Annotated in this window: 15 protein-coding genes and 1 pseudogene; 10 read left to right on the top strand and 6 right to left on the bottom strand. The window is 63.9% G+C overall.

The annotated features are described in order from the left end of the window. Positions 1 to 194 precede the first annotated feature (194 nt). Positions 195 to 2,393, top strand: coding sequence for an OsmC domain/YcaO domain-containing protein (locus AC56LV_RS06705; RefSeq protein WP_499556600.1), 2,199 nt, complete (start codon positions 195 to 197; stop codon positions 2,391 to 2,393). A 488-nt stretch (positions 2,394 to 2,881) separates the two neighbouring features. Here AC56LV_RS06705 and AC56LV_RS06700 read toward each other — a convergent pair whose 3' ends face one another. From AC56LV_RS06700 to AC56LV_RS06680, 5 genes and pseudogenes are all read right to left on the bottom strand, one after another. Continuing rightward, the gene (locus AC56LV_RS06700) at positions 2,882 to 3,586 is read right to left on the bottom strand and encodes a phospholipase D family protein (RefSeq protein ID WP_499556599.1); all 705 of its coding nucleotides are present in this window, start codon (positions 3,584 to 3,586) and stop codon (positions 2,882 to 2,884) included. Between the two features lie 24 nt (positions 3,587 to 3,610). Then, positions 3,611 to 4,045: pseudogene (locus tag AC56LV_RS06695) on the bottom strand (Imm44 family immunity protein). A 206-nt stretch (positions 4,046 to 4,251) separates the two neighbouring features. Then, the gene (locus tag AC56LV_RS06690; protein ID WP_499556598.1) at positions 4,252 to 4,713 is read right to left on the bottom strand and encodes an RDD family protein; all 462 of its coding nucleotides are present in this window, start codon (positions 4,711 to 4,713) and stop codon (positions 4,252 to 4,254) included. Positions 4,714 to 4,886: 173 nt separating this feature from the next. Then, positions 4,887 to 5,702, bottom strand: coding sequence for an ethanolamine ammonia-lyase subunit EutC (eutC, locus tag AC56LV_RS06685; protein ID WP_499556597.1), 816 nt, complete (start codon positions 5,700 to 5,702; stop codon positions 4,887 to 4,889). Positions 5,703 to 5,712: 10 nt separating this feature from the next. Beyond that, on the bottom strand, positions 5,713 to 7,104 hold the full coding sequence (locus AC56LV_RS06680; protein WP_499556596.1) for an ethanolamine ammonia-lyase subunit EutB: 1,392 nt from the start codon (positions 7,102 to 7,104) through the stop codon (positions 5,713 to 5,715). A gap of 235 nt (positions 7,105 to 7,339) precedes the next feature. Between AC56LV_RS06680 and AC56LV_RS06675 the strand changes: the two genes are divergently transcribed. After that, positions 7,340 to 8,698: a TonB C-terminal domain-containing protein gene (locus tag AC56LV_RS06675; RefSeq protein WP_499556595.1), complete on the top strand. Its 1,359-nt coding sequence runs from the start codon at positions 7,340 to 7,342 to the stop codon at positions 8,696 to 8,698. A 90-nt stretch (positions 8,699 to 8,788) separates the two neighbouring features. After that, positions 8,789 to 9,112, top strand: a complete 324-nt coding sequence (locus tag AC56LV_RS06670; RefSeq protein ID WP_499556594.1) for an H-NS histone family protein — start codon at positions 8,789 to 8,791, stop codon at positions 9,110 to 9,112. Positions 9,113 to 9,130: 18 nt separating this feature from the next. On the opposite strand, the gene AC56LV_RS06665 is transcribed toward AC56LV_RS06670, so the two are convergent. Further along, on the bottom strand, positions 9,131 to 9,811 hold the full coding sequence (locus AC56LV_RS06665; protein ID WP_499556593.1) for a hypothetical protein: 681 nt from the start codon (positions 9,809 to 9,811) through the stop codon (positions 9,131 to 9,133). A gap of 237 nt (positions 9,812 to 10,048) precedes the next feature. On the opposite strand from AC56LV_RS06665, the gene AC56LV_RS06660 reads away from it, so the two are divergent. From AC56LV_RS06660 to AC56LV_RS06630, 7 genes are all read left to right on the top strand, one after another. Continuing rightward, a complete protein-coding gene (locus AC56LV_RS06660; protein WP_499556592.1) occupies positions 10,049 to 12,841 on the top strand; it encodes a TonB-dependent receptor in 2,793 nt (930 codons plus the stop codon). Between the two features lie 84 nt (positions 12,842 to 12,925). Further along, positions 12,926 to 14,035, top strand: a complete 1,110-nt coding sequence (locus AC56LV_RS06655; protein WP_499556591.1) for an esterase-like activity of phytase family protein — start codon at positions 12,926 to 12,928, stop codon at positions 14,033 to 14,035. A 112-nt stretch (positions 14,036 to 14,147) separates the two neighbouring features. Continuing rightward, the gene (locus AC56LV_RS06650) at positions 14,148 to 14,768 is read left to right on the top strand and encodes a thermostable hemolysin (RefSeq protein WP_499556590.1); all 621 of its coding nucleotides are present in this window, start codon (positions 14,148 to 14,150) and stop codon (positions 14,766 to 14,768) included. Then, entirely contained in the window at positions 14,749 to 16,215 is a 1,467-nt protein-coding gene (locus tag AC56LV_RS06645; RefSeq protein ID WP_499556589.1) for an AMP-binding protein, read from the top strand. The genes AC56LV_RS06650 and AC56LV_RS06645 overlap by 20 nt, the downstream gene beginning before the upstream one ends. Positions 16,216 to 16,226: 11 nt before the next feature. Beyond that, positions 16,227 to 16,898 (top strand): iron-containing redox enzyme family protein, encoded by a 672-nt coding sequence (locus tag AC56LV_RS06640; protein WP_499556588.1) that lies wholly within the window; start codon positions 16,227 to 16,229, stop codon positions 16,896 to 16,898. Between the two features lies 1 nt (position 16,899). Further along, a complete protein-coding gene (locus AC56LV_RS06635; RefSeq protein ID WP_499556587.1) occupies positions 16,900 to 17,718 on the top strand; it encodes an SDR family oxidoreductase in 819 nt (272 codons plus the stop codon). Next, positions 17,715 to 18,365, top strand: coding sequence for a tetratricopeptide repeat protein (locus tag AC56LV_RS06630; RefSeq protein ID WP_499556586.1), 651 nt, complete (start codon positions 17,715 to 17,717; stop codon positions 18,363 to 18,365). The genes AC56LV_RS06635 and AC56LV_RS06630 overlap by 4 nt, the downstream gene beginning before the upstream one ends. Positions 18,366 to 18,368 lie beyond the last annotated feature (3 nt).

Here is an 18,368-nt window from a genome sequence, read left to right as displayed (position 1 = left end):
AACCGTCGCCAGATCGCGTGATAATCACACCTGCCAGCGGCGATCTGGCACCGCAATAATGCTAGAATGACGCGCTGCTTGCGTGGTGCCAGCTTCTGGCAGGTCAGCTGCAAGTGTCTGCATAATAATAAAGCCCTGTTTTTACAGGGCTTTATGTTTTTGAACGATTTTGAGCGTTACTGAGGAAATCTGCGATGGAAATTAAGGTCAACTTTCTCGATAAACTTCGCCTTGAGGCGAAATTCGATGACTTCACGGTGATTGCCGACCAACCCATCCGCTACAAGGGTGACGGGTCGGCGCCGGGTCCATTCGATTATTTCCTGGCCTCGTCGGCCTTGTGCGCGGCGTACTTCGTCAAGCTGTACTGCGATACGCGCAACATCCCGACCGAAAATATCCGCCTGTCGCAGAATAATATCGTCGACCCGGAAAACCGTTACCAGCAGATTTTCAAGATCCAGGTCGAGCTGCCTGCCGATATCTCGGACAAGGACCGCCAGGGCATCCTGCGCTCGATCGACCGTTGCACGGTCAAGAAAGTGGTGCAGGCCGGCCCCGAATTTGTCATCGAAGAAGTCGAGAATCTCGACGCCGATGCGCAGGCCTTGCTCACCCTGCAGCCATCGACCGACTCGCGTACCTACATCACCGGCAAGGACCTGCCGCTCGAACAGACCATCGCCAATATGTCGGGCATGCTCGCTGACTGGGGCATCAAGATCGAGATCGCCTCGTGGCGCAATATCGTGCCGAACGTGTGGTCGCTGCATATCCGCGACGCCCATTCGCCAATGTGCTTCACCAACGGCAAGGGCGCGACAAAAGAAAGCGCACTGGCCTCGGCACTGGGCGAATACATCGAGCGCCTCAATTGCAATCACTTCTATGCCGGCGCGTTCTGGGGTGAAGACATCGCCAATGCGCCGTTTGTCCATTATCCGAACGAGCGGTGGTTCAAACCGGGCCCAAACGACGCGTTGCCAGCGGAGATTCTCGATGCGTACAGCCTCGAAATCTACAACCCGGACGACGAACTGCGTGGCTCGCACCTGATCGACACCAATTCGGGCAATGCCGCGCGCGGCATTTGCGCACTACCTTACGTGCGCCAGTCGGACAATGAGGTCGTGTACTTTCCGACCAATCTGATCGAGAATCTGTACGTCAGCAATGGCATGAGCGCCGGTAACACGCTGGCCGAAGCGCAGGTGCAGTGCCTGTCCGAGATTTTCGAACGTGCCGTCAAGCGCGAGATCCTGGAAGGCGAATTGTCGCTGCCGGACGTGCCGCAGGAAGTGCTCGCGAAATACCCGGGCATCGTGGCCGGCATCGCGGCGCTGGAAGAGCAGGGCTTTCCGGTGCTGGTCAAAGACGCGTCGATGGGCGGTACGTACCCCGTCATGTGCGTGACGCTGATGAACCGGAAGACGGGTGGCGTGTTTGCCTCGTTTGGCGCACACCCGAGTTTCGAGGTGGCGCTGGAGCGCAGCCTGACCGAACTCCTGCAAGGCCGCAGCTTCGAAGGCCTGAACGATCTGCCGCAGCCGACCTTTGCCAGCAATGCTGTCACCGAGCCGAATAACTTCGTCGAACACTTCATCGATTCGAGCGGCATCGTGTCGTGGCGCTTCTTCAGCGCCAAAGCCGATTTCGATTTCGTGGAATGGGATTTCTCGAGCCAGGGCGAACACGCCAATGCCGAAGAAGCGGCGACGCTGCTGGCGATCCTGGCCGACATGGGCAAGGAAGTCTATACGGCCGTGTACGACCAGCTTGGCGCGACCGCGTGCCGCATCCTGGTGCCGGGTTACTCCGAAATCTATCCGGTCGAAGACCTGATCTGGGATAACACGAACAAGTCGCTGCTGTTTCGCAGCGATATCCTGAATCTGCATCGCCTCGACGACGACAGTCTCGAAGCGCTGATCGATCGCCTGGAAAACAGTGAGCTCGACGAGTACTCGGATATCGCCACGCTGATCGGCATCGAGTTTGACGAGAATACCGAGTGGGGTCAGCTGACCGTGCTCGAACTCAAGCTGCTGATTCACCTGGCGCTCGGCCAGCTCGAGGATGCCCATGAACTGGTCGGTGCGTTCTTGCAGTACAACGACAACACCGTCGAACGGCGCCTGTTCTATCAAGCGATGAATGTGGTGCTGGAAGTCTCGCTCGACGACGATCTGGAACTGGACGATTATGTCGCCAACTTCCGCCGCATGTATGGCGACGAGCGCATGGACGCGGTACTCGGCTCGGTGGACGGCAGCGTGCGCTTCCATGGCTTGACGCCGACCAGCATGGCGCTGGAAGGGCTCGATCGCCATCATCGCCTGATCGATAGCTACAAGAAGCTGCATGCAGCGCGGGCGAGGGCGGCAGCACCCTGATCTGGTGACAGGGTGGCTCTAGTCGCAGTCTGCAACAAGTGTGATTTGCGGAAAATAGACGCCACCCGAGGTAATGCGGTTCCGGCCCACGCTTAGCTGATTTTGCGAATAGCGGCAACTAGCCCACGGGAATATCGACGTAGCTGCAACCGACATCGCCTCTGGCATGGCAACTGAAGTCATGCCGCCGGCAGAGCGAGGGATTGGGATGGCGACCGGCTGCATCCGACCCTGATTATCCGGGCCGTAGCCCAAGTGCCAATTCTTTACGCACTTGGGCTAGTGACTCTGGATGTCCCATTTCTGTTTCGAACATGCCTACGCAGCCCCAGTAACCTCCGCCGCAATCAGTTGACAGCGGATTTTCTGGGTTGTCGAGTTCACGTTCACAGATCTGGCAGTGCGTTAATTTCACGCGGTTCATCACGACTAAATTTGTTAGAGATCCGCTTTTAGCCGATCTCGGATGTTCGCGCACACTGATTTTTCTAGCTTAGTTGAACGTCGATCGGCCAGAGGAAGTAAGGACCAAACCGGGACTTTGCGACGTACTCGATGCCGGCCTGTTCACCCTTAGTCGTAAGACTGTACTTGTTGTCGTCCATTGCTTCGATGTATCCGGCAATGGCCGCGCGCTCGAGCACCTGCGCTGTCTTCAGGCCAAGTTTCTGTCCAAGCTTGGACGTTGTGAGCTTACCAGCCTCCACCCCATCTTCGTCCGAGGCTGCAACTTCCGGCGCGTTCGGTACCCTTTCCAACGAGATGCGCACCTCATCGCTGATACGGATGATGCGCTGCGCTTCTTCGTAGGCATCCTTATAAAGCTGGGTGTCCTCCGAACGTCGTACGAGAATCCCCATTTCATTATTGTTGACCTGGCTGAACTCATACAGGTTCAGGCTGGTGATGATGCACAGCTCTTCACTCAAGTAACATTTGGCATGGAGGTTTTTGCAGAAGCTCGTTCGCACATAAGCCAGGCTGCGCAGCCACTCGATCTCCGCGGGCTGCAACTCGCTTTTGCCGTACACAATCCGCACATCGATCTTGAGGCGGTCCTTGTCGACTAATAGCTCCTTGATTCGGTCGTTGAGCTTCAGGAATGGGCTAATCAAAATCACGCGATCTTTCGCGTCCTTGATAAGCTCCTCAAGAAAATAATTGGTCCCGCTCGTATTCAAGAATTTTGCCATGTGAATCCTTTCTAACGTCCTCGCCTAGAAGCCAGTGGCGCGTTCCAGGCAAAGCGAATCGAATCGGGAGGAACGTTCCCCAGTAAGCTGCTCTGTTAAAAGATTATCGAGGTCCCGGAGGAAGTGTTGGGACTCAAAGTCCTTTATCCGCCGCTTTTCCAGCACTGTTCGAACCTGATTCATAATTTGTTCATAGAGTGTATTTCGGCGTTCATTGTGCTTCGCTTTTATGAAGAAAGAGAGTTACAGCATTACGTCGATGTAAAGTGTTCTTGTTGAGGTCAAAAATCTCACGCGGTGTTTATATTCATGGACTGGGTCGCGGCAAATGGCCACAAGCACGAGTCGGGATAAGCCGGGCCCGTAATTGGCATCGATTAGCTCGTTGAAGTCTACAACCCGCATCACATGGTCGAGCTTCGATTCCCAGTTCATGTCGGCAATCAAATTTACGTTCATCGTAGAGTTCTGGGCAATGAAGGGATTGTGGCTTTTTTGCCGAACTCGGCCGTTTGGGTCACCTTAGCAGGTTGTCGTGCTGAAAAAGTCACAGACTGTTTCGACAGGCAGTTGTCGTCCCGCAGCGAAAGTCAAGGATTCTGAAAAGCGGCCATTCAAATTGCAGCAAAGCTGCGCTGCCAGGCGGCATCGGCTTGAGCGGAATATCAGGTTGCGCTGCGCGAACGCACTACCTGCGTCCGGCTGAACGAGTCGTGCCACCAGCTTTCACCTAGTGAAAAGGACATCGGCTCAAAAGGAAGGAAGCGACACAACGTGCGTACGAATGCCGTGGGTACGGAAAGCGCTAGTCCTTTATCGGTCACAACGCGCGTGCCGGCTAGAAATTTTCCAAGTGTCCTGCCAGAAATCACCTCAAAGGACACGTAGTAAATAACGTAAAAAGCGATACAAATACCCCACCACTTGATGCCATCCAGCGCTTCAAGAGCAGATATCCCGTAGGCCATGCCGTAGGCGATCTGCACAGCAAACAACCCTATCCATATAGCGATTTGATCGGCCACGAAGGTCCAAAAACGGCGGGTGGCAGAAGCTATCTCTCCCGAGACCCGCTCCCGCTGCAGAGGGGCAGTACCGGCCGGATTTGGGTTTTGTTCGACGGACAATTAAACTCTCCTAAGTAAGCGAATATTGAATTTCATTGAGTAAAGCAATGTGCCCTGTTGGCCGAGAGCGGAAATTCATCCTGGCTAGTTTAACTCAGCAGGAAACGGTCGTCTGCGCCATCCAGGATCAGCAGTCCCAGTAGTTTCCGGAACGTCGCATCCATGTCGGAAAGTCACAGCAGGAATGCCGGCCCGCCGCCGCTCAGCAGCGCGCCATCCTGCGTCGTCTCGTCCTTGAGTGCCACGCCGCTCAACTGCCGTAGTCGCGCCTGTTCGAGCAGAAAATGCAGCCTGGCGGCGGCCTGGGTATAACCCAGCCCCGCCGGTCTGACGTTCGAGATGCAGTTACGGCGCTCGTCCGTCAATCCGATGCGTGGGGCCCACGTCAAGTAGATTCCCATGCTGTCCGGTGCGCTCAGGCCCGGCCGTTCGCCGATCAGCACGACGACCATCTTCGCCCCCAGTCCTTCCCCGACCTCGTCGCCCACGGCCACGCGACCTTGCTGGACGACCGCCAGGGGACCCAGCGTCCACCCTTCGGCGGCCAGCTGCAGATGCAGCGCTGCCAGGAAGGGCGCGCCATTCTGCGCGATCGCGTGCGACGACAGGCCATCGGCAACGACAATGGCCAGATCGCAGGGACGGTTCACTACGTCGACACTGCCCAGGGTCGCGCATGATGCCGCATCGAGCCGCCGCCCCAGATCCGGCCGCTGCAGATAGACATTGCGATTCGCAGCCGCGCTGTGCAGCAGGAGGGGCGGGCCGGCGTGCGGCCACGCTGCCTGCAATGCTGGCTTGAGTGCATCAATGTCGAGCGGAAGATGCACGGCGTCGCGCGCCCGCGCATGCGCGAGCTGAAAGTCGAGCTGCGCGCCTGTCGGCTGGCTGATGCCGGCAGAGCCCAGCGCAATGCGGGCGTCGGTGAATTGGCGCAAGGCTTGCCACGGTGCGGCGCCGGCAATGGGGTCATCAATCGAATCGGACATGAAGGCAACCTCAGGATGACTGCAGCAGCGCGCGTTGGAATGCCGGGGGCACGGTCCGCCCCAGCTCAACCTGGCCGGCGCCCTTGAAAATACCCATTGCGCGCAACCACGCATCGAATTCGGGCGCCGGCTGCAGGCCGAGCGCGCGGCGCGCATACAGCGCGTCGTGGAACGACGTCGTCTGATAATTGAGCATGATGTCGTCCCCGCCCGGAATGCCCATCACGAAGGTGCAGCCGGCCGTGCCCAGCATCGTCAGCAGCACGTCCATGTCGTCCTGGTCGGCTTCGGCGTGGTTGGTATAGCAGACGTCGCAGCCCATCGGCAGGCCGAGCAGCTTGGCGCAGAAGTGGTCTTCCAGGCCGGCGCGGATGATCTGCTTGCCGTCGTACAGGTATTCCGGCCCCATGAAGCCCACCACGGTGTTGACCAGCAGCGGCTCGAACGCGCGCGCCACGGCGTACGCGCGGGCTTCGCAGGTTTGCTGATCGACGCCGTGGTTGGCATTGGCCGACAGCGCGCTGCCCTGACCGGTCTCGAAATACATGACATTGTTGCCCACCGTGCCGCGGGCCAGCGACAGGGCAGCGGCGCGGGCTTCGCCGAGCAGCGCCAGGTCGATGCCAAAGCTGGCGTTGGCCGCTTGCGTGCCGGCGATCGATTGGAATACCAGGTCGACCGGCGCGCCGCGCCCGATTGCCTCGATGGTGTTGGTCACGTGTGTCAGCACGCAGGACTGGGTGGGGATGTCGTAGCGGCCGATGATCTCGTCCAGCATCGTGACGAGCCTGACGACCTGCGCGACATTGTCGGTGGCCGGATTGATGCCGATGACCGCGTCGCCGCTGCCGTACATCAGGCCGTCGAACAGGCTGGCCGCGATGCCGGACAGGTCGTCGAGCGGATGGTTCGGCTGCAGGCGCGTCGACAGCGTGCCGGCCAGGCCGATCGTGTTGCGAAAGCGCGTGATCACGCGGCACTTGCGCGCTACCAGCACCAGATCCTGGATGCGCATGATCTTCGATGCCGCCGCCGCCATCTCGGGCGTGATGCCAGGGGCGACGCGCGCCAGCATGGCCCCGTCGACAGCGTCGCCCAGCAGCCACTCCCGGAAACTGCCCACGGTCAGGTGGCGGATCGGCGCGAATGCTGCGGCGTCATGGCTGTCAATGATCAGGCGCGTAACTTCGTCGGTTTCGTACGGCACGACGGCGTCATTCAGAAAGGTGCTCAAGGGCAGGTCGGCCAGCGCCATCTGCGCGGCAACGCGCTCTTCGGCGCTGCCGGCGGCGATACCGGCCAGATGGTCGCCCGAGCGCGCGGGCGTGGCCTTGGCCAGCAGGTCGCGCAGATCGGCGAACAGGTAAGTCCTGGCGCCGACGAGGTGGGAAATCTGTGGCATGGACGGCGGTCCTTTGCTGTTGGTGGTCGATGCCGGGCGACTGCTCTGCACGACGGTGGCGTTACCGACGATAGTGCCACAGGTCGCCCGTGTTCAGCACGCATGGCGACGGCGTCAGCGGTGTGATAGCATCGCCGCTGATCTTGCACCATTGGCAACTTGCCACCATCACGCCGACCCCGACCGACCTGACAATGTGAGAACCCCTTCCGACACGCGTACCTTTTCCTGGCGAATGCGCCTGGCACTGCTGCTATCCCTGGCGATCCACGCTCTGCTGCTGAGCATTCCACTCGAGGGCGACGTGTTCGGGCTTCCAGGATTGCGCATGCCGTGGGAAGAACGGCGCCTGGCAGCGACGGAACTGAATGTCAGGCTGGCGCGGGCGCCAGCACCAGCGCCGGTACCAACAACACCGCCACCCGTACCCGACATGGCAGTACCAGCACCAGCGCCGGTCGTCATGCGCCAGCCGACTCCGCCCGTTGCACCGGCACCGAGTGCGCCTGCGCCCGCAGTGCAGCCAGCACCGGTTGCCAAGACCCAGCCAGCGCCGACGCCGCACAACGACGACTCAGCCGGTGCACGCATCATCGCGCTCGATGACGACAAACGGGACACGGCAATCGCACAAGAGAGTGTGCGCCAGCAGGTTGTCCAGCGCGAGACTGCCCGTGCCGCTGCGGCAGCCGCGGCGGAACAGCAGCGGCTAGCCGAGCTGACGGCACAGGCGCAGGCGCAGGCACAGGCACAGGCACAGGCGAAAGTAAACGAGCAAGCCGCCCGCGAAGCGCTGGCCAGTGCCGAAGCAGCGCAACGCGACGCCGAACGTGCCCATGCACAGCGCCTGGAAGAAGCGAACCGCAATGCGGCGGCCCAGCGTGAGCTTGCCCGCGCGGAAACCGCCCGGCAGGAACAGGCCAAACGTGACGCAGCGCACCAGGAGCAGGCACGGCTAGATGCCGCGCGCGCCGAAGCGGCCCGGCAGGAGCAAGCGAGACTGGCGCAACAGGAAGCAGCCCGCCAGGACGTGCTCAGGCAGGAAGCAGCACGCCAGGAAGCATCCCGCCAGGAAGCAGCCCGCCAGGACACGCTCAGGCAGGAAGCCGCTCGCCTGGCCCAGTTGCCGCAAGCGCCAGCGGCGCCCGTGCAAACGGCGCAGGAAGCGCAGCGCGAAGAGCGCCTGCGCGCGATCGGCCGGCAATTGAACCAGGAAGCCGCGCAGCGCGATGCCGCCGGCGGGCAGCGTCGCGGCTGGCTGCTAGGCCGCGCCGACGCCAATGCCGACCTTGTGGCGTACGCGGAAGCCATGGGCCGCAAGATCGAGCTGAACATGAGCCTGAGCGCCGTGCGCGATATCGTCAGGCAGCCGCACCGGCAGCCGCTCGTGACCGTGGCCGTGCGCAGCGACGGTTCGGTGGAGCGGGTGACGTTCGTGACCTCGAGTGGCGTGCCTGCAGTGGACGAGGCAATCCGCCAGATCATTGCCAGTCACGCGCCGTATGGACCGTTCCCGCCGGCGCTCGCGCGCCAGTATGATGTGGTCGAGATTCGCCGGACGTGGCTGTTTGACGTGGCGGTTCGGCTCCAGTAGGAACGCAGAAACAGCATCCGATCGGGTCGCCAACAGGTGGCCCGGCATGTTAGGGTGCTGTTTTCATTCACTCTAAAGCAACCTGCAACCATGCAAGACCTCTCCAAATATTCGCTGGCCAAACTTCGCGCACTTGAAGAACAGGTCAACGATGCACTCAAAACGCACCATTTCCTCAGCATCAGCAAGGCGCGCGAACAGATCCTCCACATCGCCCGCAACGCCGGCCTGACCGAGAAACAGGTGCTGGCGATCAAAGCGCCGGCACCAGGAAAGCCAGGCGCCGCCGCAGTCAGCTACACCAATCCTGACGATCCTTCCCAGCAATGGAGCGGTCGTGGCCGCCAACCGGCCTGGGTCAAGGCATGGCTTGCCGCCGGCAAGTCGCTCGAGGACATCAAGACGCCGGCTTGACCCGCGGCCCGGTCGGCGTCAATCGCGCGCGGTACGCCATTCCTGGGCATTGACAGGCTGCTCGTGTTCATGCCCGCAGTTCGTGATCCTCTGCTTGCCGAATTTTTCGATCATGTCGATGCTCGTTGCCGGGGAGCGCTCGGTGATGCAATAGATGCCGCCAGCCGTGACGACGCGCGTGCGTCGCGCGCCGTCGCCGCCGTCATTGACGAGTTCAACGATCTTGGGCGCTTCCCACCAGCGGCCCGGCGCGACTGCCGCCGCCTCGGCAAACCCGCGGGCCATGCGGATCTGCGGGCTGTCCGGTGGCGCGACGATATACGCCTTGCTGCTCTTGCGCAGCGTGCGCTCGATGGCGCCCGCTTCGCGCAGGGCTTGCTCGACGCTCAGTCGCGCGCCCCCTTCAACAGGCGTCACGTCAGTACCAACGGCTGGCAGGGCGACGTCCGGCTCGGCGCTGAACTGTTCGATGCCCGACGCTACCGCTTGGCCAGTCCGGGCGGCTGGTGCAGCGACGGTTACACGCCTGCGTTCTGCGGGAGCGGTGACATCGCGCGTGGCAGGCTGTGGCCTGCTATCGGGTACCTGGACCCACTGGGTGAAGACCGCCTGCCGCTCGTCGTCAGGCGCTCGTTGGCGGCTTGCCTGCCATGCGGTCAGCAAGGCGGCGTGCAGGAGCATGGCGACGCCGATGCCCACGACGCGATTCCCGAAAGATGACAACGATGGCGGACGTGAGCGCATATCCGCCAAGTATAGTCAGCGCCACGCGTCAGTTATTCGCACATTCCCACATTTCACGGACGAGTCAATTCGAGGAAAACATTTTTCTGGTGTATTTATGTCAACTGGATGGCATCCTGCTGCGTTATGAAGACACATTTCAGGCGCCGCCGGTCGCGGCGCGCCCGATCCATGCAGACTCCAGGAGAACGAATGCGCCGTTTGAACCTCACGGCGGTATGTGCCGCCATCATGCTGCTGTCCTCGTATGGCGCGCCAGCCTTCGCGCAGGCCGTCACCGACTCGCCGGCCCCGGCACCCCAGGCGCCGGCCCCCCAGGCGCCGGACGCAACTGCTGATGCCGCCCCGGCCGCGCCCACCGTAATCAAGGTGACAGGCCTGCGCCAGAGCCTGCGCACGGCCGAAGACATCAAGCGCGATGCGGCGCAGGTGGTCGATGCGATCAACGCCGACGACATCGGCAAGTTCCCCGACCGCCATGCGGGCGACGCGCTGCAGCGCGTGGCGGGCGTGCAGGTCGGGCGCGATCGCGGCGAGACCAGCAACGTCACCATCCGCGGCTTGCCCGACGTCGCCACGACCCTGGACGGCAACGAGATCTTCACTGCCGCCGGGCGCCGCCTGGCGTACCAGGATTTGCCGGTGCAGTCGATTGGCGGCATGGAAGTCTACAAATCGGCCACCGCGAACCAGTTCGAAGGCGGCATCGCCGGCGCAGTGAATATCCGCCTGCGCGCGCCGTTCGACGCCAAGGGCTTCGTGGCCACCGGCTATGTCGAAGACCGCGTCAACCAGATCAACGGCAGCGGCAATACGGCCGACAAGCACAGCCCGGGCGGCGGCTTTTTGGTCAGCAACCGCTGGGATACCGATTTTGGCGAGATGGGCGCGCTGTTCGACGTCGCGGTCAACCGCGACAACTGGGCTTATCCGGTGCAGTACAACGACCGGCCGTCGAACGTGTTCTCGGTGCGGCCCGACGGCAGCGCCACGCGCCTGGGCGAGTCGGCGCCGTTCGCACCGCTCGCCCCTGGCGAGGTGCTGGGCCAGCTGCCGCATATCGGCGGCACCTATAACGAAGGCGCGCGCGAACGCCAGAGCGTGCACGGCGCCTTCCAGTGGAAGATCAATCCGCGCACGACGGCCACCGCGCAATACCTGGGCATGGGTTACCAGGGGCGCAACGCCGTCAACTACGCGTTTTCGAATGTCGGTTCGGCGCCGCGCCTGACCGGCGTGACGCTGGGCCAGCAAGCCAATGGCTGCGCCACGTCGCTGGGCGTCATCTGTCCGATCCTGTCGGCGACCGCGCCGGCCGCGCAGTTCGGCGGCGCCAACGACTGGGAGCCGTACACCGCCACCAGCACCTGGGGCCAGAACGAACGCACCGCCACGCACTACCTGAACCTGGGCCTGAAGTACCTCGAGGGCCCGCTGTCGGTCGAGTCGCAGGTGGGCTATACGCGCTCGAAGTTCGTCAACGACACGCTGATCGTCGACCAGCAGGCGCCTGGCGTGAGCGCCAATGTGTACGCGTATGGCGCCGACGGCCATGGCGGCTTCAATGCCATCACCAAGGGCGGCAACGCCAATGTGCTGCAAGACCCGAATGCGTATGTGCTGCGCGGGATGGTGCAGAACTGGAACGAGCAGGCCGGTACCCAGCTGCAGTGGCGCACCGACGCGGTCTACCGGATGCCGGGCGATGGCGCCTTCAAGGCGCTGCTGGGCGGCGTGCGGCTGTCGTCGCGCAAGGCGAGCTACCACGGCGCCGAAGGCCACGCCGACTTTGCCGGGGCGCGCCCGACGCCGATCGGCGCCTTTGGCCCGGCCTTCCAGCACCTGGTGCCGGGGCTGGACCGCCTGGGTGGCGCCTGGAGCGCCCCGTCGGCTGACTTCCTGATCGACCAGGCTGACGCGGTGCGCAATGGTTATGGCCTGGCCAGCGGGCGCATTGCCGAAGACCCGGCGCGCGCGTTCGACCAGAAAGAAAAGAACATCACGCTGTATGCGGCCGGGCGCTGGGACCATGAGATCGCCGGTGTGGGCATCAAGAGCGAAGCCGGCGTGCGCGTCGTGCGCGTGAACCGCGACTTGCGCGGCCAGAGCCGCATTGGCGACGTGATCACCGACATCGACCAGTCGACGTCGGAAACCAATGTGCTGCCAAGCGCCACGGCGACGATCGGCTGGCGCGAGAACCTGCAATCGCACCTGTCGGTCGGCAAGACGATCACGCGGCCCGAGTTCGGTGCGCTCAATCCGTCGCTGTCCTTGATTGCGCCGACGGTCAACGTGGCGGGCAGCGGCGGCGCGGGCAACCCCTTGCTGGAGCCGACCAAGTCGACCAACCTCGACGCCACGCTGGAGTACTATTTCAAGAAGAACGGCTACGCGCAGATCGCGCTGTTTCACCGCGATATCAAGGGTTACCAGCAAAACTTCACGCAGGATGAAAGCATCGACGGCCAGATCTACCGCGTGAACCGGCCGCAAAATTCCGGCAAGGGCCGCCTGCGCGGCGCCGAATTCGGCATCCAGAAGTTTGCCGACTTCCTGCCGGGCGCCTGGAGCGGGCTGGGTGCACAGTTCAATGCCACCTACATCGATGGCGACAACCAGTCGCGCACCGCGTTCGACAGCGACCAGTTCACGACGACGGCGCTTACCGGCGTCTCGCGCCAGAGCTACAACTTTGCGCTACTGTACGAAGGCAGCGGCTTCACCGGCCGCCTGGCCGCCACGCGCCGGGGCGATTATGTCGAGCAGATCGCCGAAGCGCCGTTCGGCCAGGACCGCGTGGTCAAGGCCGCGACCTTCGTCGACCTGAGCATCGGCTATGAAATCAACGACAACGTGTCGCTGCAATTTGACGCCATCAACCTGACGCGCACCAAGTATGAAAGCTCGCTGGGGCAGTACCAGCCGCGCGATATCCGCTACAACCCGACGACGTATGGCGTCAGCCTGCGCTTCAGGATGTAAGGCAGGGCAGGCTGGCGGCAGGGCCGGCGCTTGAGGGATAATGGCCGTTTGCCGGCGGGTGCGCCGGAATTTTCGCAAACCGCCATGACCTTCATTCGCCGGCTTTTCGCCATTTCTGCTGCGCTGCTGCTCACTGCCTGCAGCACGCCTTCTCCCAACCTGCGCCTGATCGGCACCGCGCAACTGGCGGGTGACATGCGCGTCGGCGAGACGCGCGTCGGTGGCTTGTCCGGCATCGATTACGACAGCGTGACCAGACAATGGCTCATCATCAGCGACGATCGTGGCGTGCATGGTCCGACGCGTTTCTACCGCGCCCGCATCGACTACGACGCGCAACGCGTCGCGGGCGTGCAGATCACCGGCATGCAGCCGCTGGTGCAGGCTGGCGGCGCGCCGTATGCGCGGCGCGGCGAGCCCGGGCAGGTGGCCGACCTGGAGACGCTGCGCATCGATCCACTCGAGCGCAGTCTCTGGTTTGCCGGCGAAGGCGATCGCGCCGCGCGCTCTCCGATGCTGCTGGCCCGTACCGGCATGGATGGCGCGCCTCTCAGCGCGCCGCCATTTCCCCCGGCGCTGCAGATCCAGCCCGATGCGCAAGCCGGTGGGCGCAGCAATGCGGGGCCGGAGGGCCTGAGTTTCAGTGCCGATGGCCAGCACCTGTGGCTGGCAATGGAAGGTGCGCTGATCCAGGACGGCCAGGCGTCGGCGCCGGGCCAGGGCGCGTTTACGCGGCTCAGCCTGCTGGACCGGCAGGGCCGCATCCTGGCGCAGTATGCGTACCGGCTCGAGCCGGTGTTGCCGCCGGGCCGCCCGGGCGGTTACAGCGAAAACGGCATTGCCGAGGTCCTGGCCATCGGGCCCCGCCGCCTGCTGATCATCGAGCGCGCCGGCCGCCAGACGGCGCAGGATTTCACGTTCGATGTGCGCCTGTATGACGTCGACCTGCAGGGCGCCAGCGCGCTCGACCCGGACGCGCCGATTGCCGCTGGCGTGCGGCCGGCCGTCAAGCGCCAGTTGCTGAGCAATGCGCAGCTGCCGGCTGGGTGGTCCGACAATTACGAGGCGATGGCATGGGGGCCCAGGCTGGCCAACGGCCACCGTTCGCTGGTGATCGCCTCGGATAATAATTTCAGGGATGGACCGTCGCGCTTTCTCGTCTTCGATGCCGGGGCCGACAGCGCCTGGCGCTAAGCACCGGCCACGGGCACTGTCCCGCTGACCCTCCGCACTGCCAACGTCGATTAATCTGGCCTTAATGTTGCCCCCATAAGTTTCGCCATGGGAACAACAAAAGGAGTGACCAGTGTCGACCACCATGCCATGCGCGACCCGCGCCAGCGCCACGCCACCCGCCGCAGCCGGGGCCGGGCGCCATCTTGAGATCGTGGCGCCGGACCATCCGGAACGCGCATCGCTCGAAGCCTTCATCGCCGCCGAGTTTGCCCGCGTCTATGGCGCCACCCTGCAGCATTTCTGCCATACGCTCGCCGGCCGTCGCGACAGCGCCGGGCGCTGGGTGGCGGCGCTCGGTTATTCGCTGGCGGGCGAGGGCCGGCTGTTTCTCGAACATTATCTGGACGGCCCCGTCGAGACCGAAATCGGCGCGCGCACCGGCCGGCCGGTCGCACGCGGCAGCATCGTCGAAGTGGGCAATCTGGCCAGTACCGATGCGGGCGCCGCGCGCGCGCTGATCGTGGCCATGACGCACCAGCTGCATTGCCAGGGCCTGATCTGGGTCACGTTCACCGCCACGCGCGCACTGCTCAATTCATTCGCGCGGCTGCGGCTCGCGCCGTCGGTGCTGGCGGACGCCGATCCGGCGCGCCTGGGGCAGGCGCAGGGGGCATGGGGCAGCTATTACGCGACCCATCCGCAAGTCATGTTCGGCAATATTGGATTCGGTCATGATCAACTGGCGCGCTAATCTCCCCCCAAGCGGCGCCGTGCTCGAAGGCGCGCACGGTACCTGGAGCGCTGGCGTGCTGATCGAGCGTGTCGAGGCGCTGGCGCAACTGCTGCGCGCGACCTTCCGCCCGGGAGCTGCGCTGGCGATCCTGGCCGATAACGGGCCCGAATGGATTGCCATCGACCTTGCCGTGCACGAGGCAGGGATGACGCTGGTGCCGCTGCCATCGTTCTTCACGCCCCCCCAGTGGCGCCATGCGCTGACGCAGGCCGCCGTCGATGGGCTGTTCTGCGCCGATGCGGCGCTGGCGGGCGCGCTCGGTTACACCAAGGCGGTTGCCACGCCCGGTGCGTTAGCGTTGCATGCGGGACCCAGGCTGCCTGGCACCGTGCCGCACGGCGTGCAGAAAGTGACGTTCACGTCGGGCACCACCGCCCAGCCAAAAGGCGTGTGCCTGGGTTCCAGCCAGCAGTGGGCGCTGGCGCAGGTGCTGGCCGATGCCCTGGCCGGCCTGGAGATCCGGCGCCATCTGAACCTGCTGCCGTTGTCGGTCCTGCTTGAAAACATCGCCGGTACCTACACGGCCATGCTGTCGGGCGCGCTCAATATCAGCCTGCCGCTGGCCATGACCGGTCTGCGCGGCGCGGCGTCGTTCGATCCCGGTATCTGTCTTGCCGCCATTGCCGCCACGCGCGCCGAGAGCGTGATCCTGTTGCCGCAAATGCTGCAGGCGCTCGTGGGCGCGGTGCGGCCGGACGATCCACGCATTGCCAGTCTCAAGTTCATCGCCGTCGGCGGGGCCAGGACGCCCAGGGCGCTGATCGAGGCGGCGCAGGCCAGGGGTTTCCCCGTGTACGAAGGCTACGGCCTGTCGGAGTGCGGCTCGGTCGTGTCGCTCAATCTGCCGGGGCAGGCGCGGATCGGCAGCGCTGGCAAACCGCTGCCCAATCGCAGCGTGCGCATCGCGCCGGACGGCGAGATCGAAGTCGGTGGCGGCGTCATGGCGGGCTATCTGGGCCAGGCGTCCGGAACCTGCACGCCTGGCGAGGAAACCTGGCTCGGCACCGGCGACATCGGCCATCTCGATGCCGACGGCTACCTGTACATCGACGGTCGCAAGAACAATGTGCTGGTCACCGCCTACGGGCGCAACGTATCGCCCGAGTGGCCCGAGTCGCTGCTGCTCGGCACGGGCGTCATGGCCCAGGCGATGGTGGTCGGCGACGCCTGCGCTTACCTGGCGGCGGCCATCGTGCCGCTGCAGGCGGATGCGCCGGATGCAGTGATCGACGCCGCCGTCGAACGGGTCAACCAGGAGTTGCCCGATTATGCGCGCATCGGCGCGTGGTTCCGTACCGCGCCGTTCAGCGAAGCCGATGGCACCGCGACCGTCAACGGACGCCTGCGGCGCGACACGGCGCGCTTGCGCTGCGCGGCGCACATCGAACAAATTTACCAATCCTGAAGGAGCAATGTATGCAGTTTTACGACATCCTGTGCCAGCACACCGAACCCCAGCGCCAGCAACTGCTGGGCACGCCGCTGATACAGCAGGCACTGACGGGCGACATCGATCTGGCCCAGTACGTGGCCTTCCTGACGCAGGCGTATCACCACGTGAAGCACACGGTCCCGTTGATGATGGCATGCGGCAGCCGGCTGGGTGACGAGCAGGCGTGGCTGCGCCAGGCCATTGCCGAATACATCGAAGAAGAAATCGGCCACGAGGCGTGGATCCTGTCCGATATCGCCGCCTGTGGTGGCGACCCGAAGCTGGCGCGCGATTCGCGGCCGCTGCCGGCGACCGAACTGATGGTGGCCTACGCTTACCACGGCATCGACCGCGGCAACCCGCTTTGCTTCTTCGGCATGGTGCATGTGCTGGAAGGTACCAGCACCGCGCTGGCCACGCAGGCCGCGCAGACCATCCAGCTGCGCCTGGATCTGCCGGACGCAGCGTTCAGCTACCTGACGTCGCACGGCAGTCTCGACCTGGCCCATGTCGCATTCTTCGTGAGCCTGATGAACCGGGTCGAGCGGGCCGCCGACCGCGAAGCCATCATCCACAGTGCACGCATGATGTATCGCCTGTACGGCGACATCTTCCGCAGCCTGCCGCAGCGCAGCGCCAGCCTGGCCGGGGTCTAGCATGGCGCACATGAAATGGCGGCTGGTCCTGACCGGCGCGAGCGGGGGCATCGGCCAGGCGCTTGCGGTGGCCCTGGCGCCGTACTGCACGTCGATGGTGCTCGTCGGCCGTAACCGCGGCGTGCTCGAGACGCTGCGTGCACGGCTTGGACCGCATCTGGTGCGGATCGTCGTGGGCGACGCCACGCAGGCGGCCACGCTCGATGCGGTGGTCGCGGCGGCGAGCGAGCTGGGCGGCGTCAATCTGTTGATCAACAACGCCGGCATCAATGACTTCCATGCGTTCCAGAGCCAGGATCCGGCGGCGCTGCGCAACCTGCTCGAGGTCAACCTGCTCGCGCCGATGCTGCTTACGCAGCGACTGCTGCCACAGCTGCGCAACGCATCGAGCGCGCAGGTCATCAATGTCGGCTCGCTGTTCGGCTATCTTGGCTACCCCGGATTTGCCGGCTACTGCGCCAGCAAGGCCGGCCTGCGCGGCTTCACGCAGGCGTTGCGGCGCGAGCTGGCCGATACCGGCGTCGAGGTGCGGCATTTCATCCCGCGCGCGACCCGCACGCCGATCAATACCGGACCGGTCGAGGCGATGAACGCCGAGATGGGCGTGGCACTGGACGAGCCGGCCGATGTGGCGCGCCAGTTATGCGCGTTCATCGAAGGTTCGGCGTGGGAGCACAAGCCGGGGCTCAAGGAAGCGCTGCTGGTCCTGCTGAACCACCTGCTGCCCGCCTTGCCCGACCGGGCCATCCGGGGCCAGTTGCCTGTCATTCGCAAACACATGCCGGCGCCTGTCCGGCGCGCACAACCGAGGTCATCATGAAATTATCGCATCGCACACTCACCACATTCGTATTGGGCATGGCAGCCTTCAACGTCGCCCTGGCCGCACCTGCCGACGACGCCGTCACTACCCTGCAACAGCGCTGGGAACAAGTGAAGTACGGCGCGCCCGCCGGTGGACAGGAGCGCGCATTCGAGGCGCTGAGCGCCGAGGCCGACACGGTGCTGTCGCGCTATCCCGACAGCGCCGGGGTGCTGATCTGGCATGGCATCGTCGTGGCCAGCCACGCCGGCGCCAAGGGCGGCCTGGGCGCGCTGGGCCTGGCAAAAACGGCGAAGAAGGACTTCGAAGCGGCGCTGCAGGCCGACCCGAAGGCGCTGGGCGGTTCCGCGTACACGAGCCTCGGGAGCCTGTATTATCAGGTGCCGGGGTGGCCGATCGGCTTTGGCGACAAGGACAAGGCGCGCGAGTACCTGCAGCAGGGCCTGGCGCTGAACCCGGACGGCATCGACGCCAACTTCTTCCTTGGCGACTTTTTATATCGTCAGGGTGACTTTGCCGGCGCCGAGCGCTGCCTGCGCAAGGCACTGCAGGCGCCGGCGCGGCCCGGCCGCAAGCTGGCCGATTCGGGACGGCGGGCCGAAGCCGAAACGTTGCTGGCGCAGGTCGCGGCCAAGCGCAAATAACAA

The sequence above is a fragment of the Telluria sp. RB2R28 genome, assembly GCF_059685835.1.
Note: the sequence above shows the minus strand (reverse complement) of the source record. Positions and strands in the feature narration are given on the sequence as shown.

Bases quoted from the DNA above. Each gene is read 5' to 3' on its own strand.
- AC56LV_RS06705 (WP_499556600.1), top strand. From the start codon at position 195: ATGGAAATTAAGGTCAACTTTCTCGATAAACTTCGCCTTGAGGCGAAA.
- AC56LV_RS06700 (WP_499556599.1), bottom strand. From the start codon at position 3,586: ATGGCAAAATTCTTGAATACGAGCGGGACCAATTATTTTCTTGAGGAG.
- eutC (WP_499556597.1), bottom strand. From the start codon at position 5,702: ATGTCCGATTCGATTGATGACCCCATTGCCGGCGCCGCACCGTGGCAA.
- AC56LV_RS06680 (WP_499556596.1), bottom strand. From the start codon at position 7,104: ATGCCACAGATTTCCCACCTCGTCGGCGCCAGGACTTACCTGTTCGCC.
- AC56LV_RS06675 (WP_499556595.1), top strand. From the start codon at position 7,340: ATGCGCCTGGCACTGCTGCTATCCCTGGCGATCCACGCTCTGCTGCTG.
- AC56LV_RS06670 (WP_499556594.1), top strand. From the start codon at position 8,789: ATGCAAGACCTCTCCAAATATTCGCTGGCCAAACTTCGCGCACTTGAA.
- AC56LV_RS06660 (WP_499556592.1), top strand. From the start codon at position 10,049: ATGCGCCGTTTGAACCTCACGGCGGTATGTGCCGCCATCATGCTGCTG.
- AC56LV_RS06655 (WP_499556591.1), top strand. From the start codon at position 12,926: ATGACCTTCATTCGCCGGCTTTTCGCCATTTCTGCTGCGCTGCTGCTC.
- AC56LV_RS06645 (WP_499556589.1), top strand. From the start codon at position 14,749: ATGATCAACTGGCGCGCTAATCTCCCCCCAAGCGGCGCCGTGCTCGAA.
- AC56LV_RS06640 (WP_499556588.1), top strand. From the start codon at position 16,227: ATGCAGTTTTACGACATCCTGTGCCAGCACACCGAACCCCAGCGCCAG.
- AC56LV_RS06635 (WP_499556587.1), top strand. From the start codon at position 16,900: ATGGCGCACATGAAATGGCGGCTGGTCCTGACCGGCGCGAGCGGGGGC.
- AC56LV_RS06630 (WP_499556586.1), top strand. From the start codon at position 17,715: ATGAAATTATCGCATCGCACACTCACCACATTCGTATTGGGCATGGCA.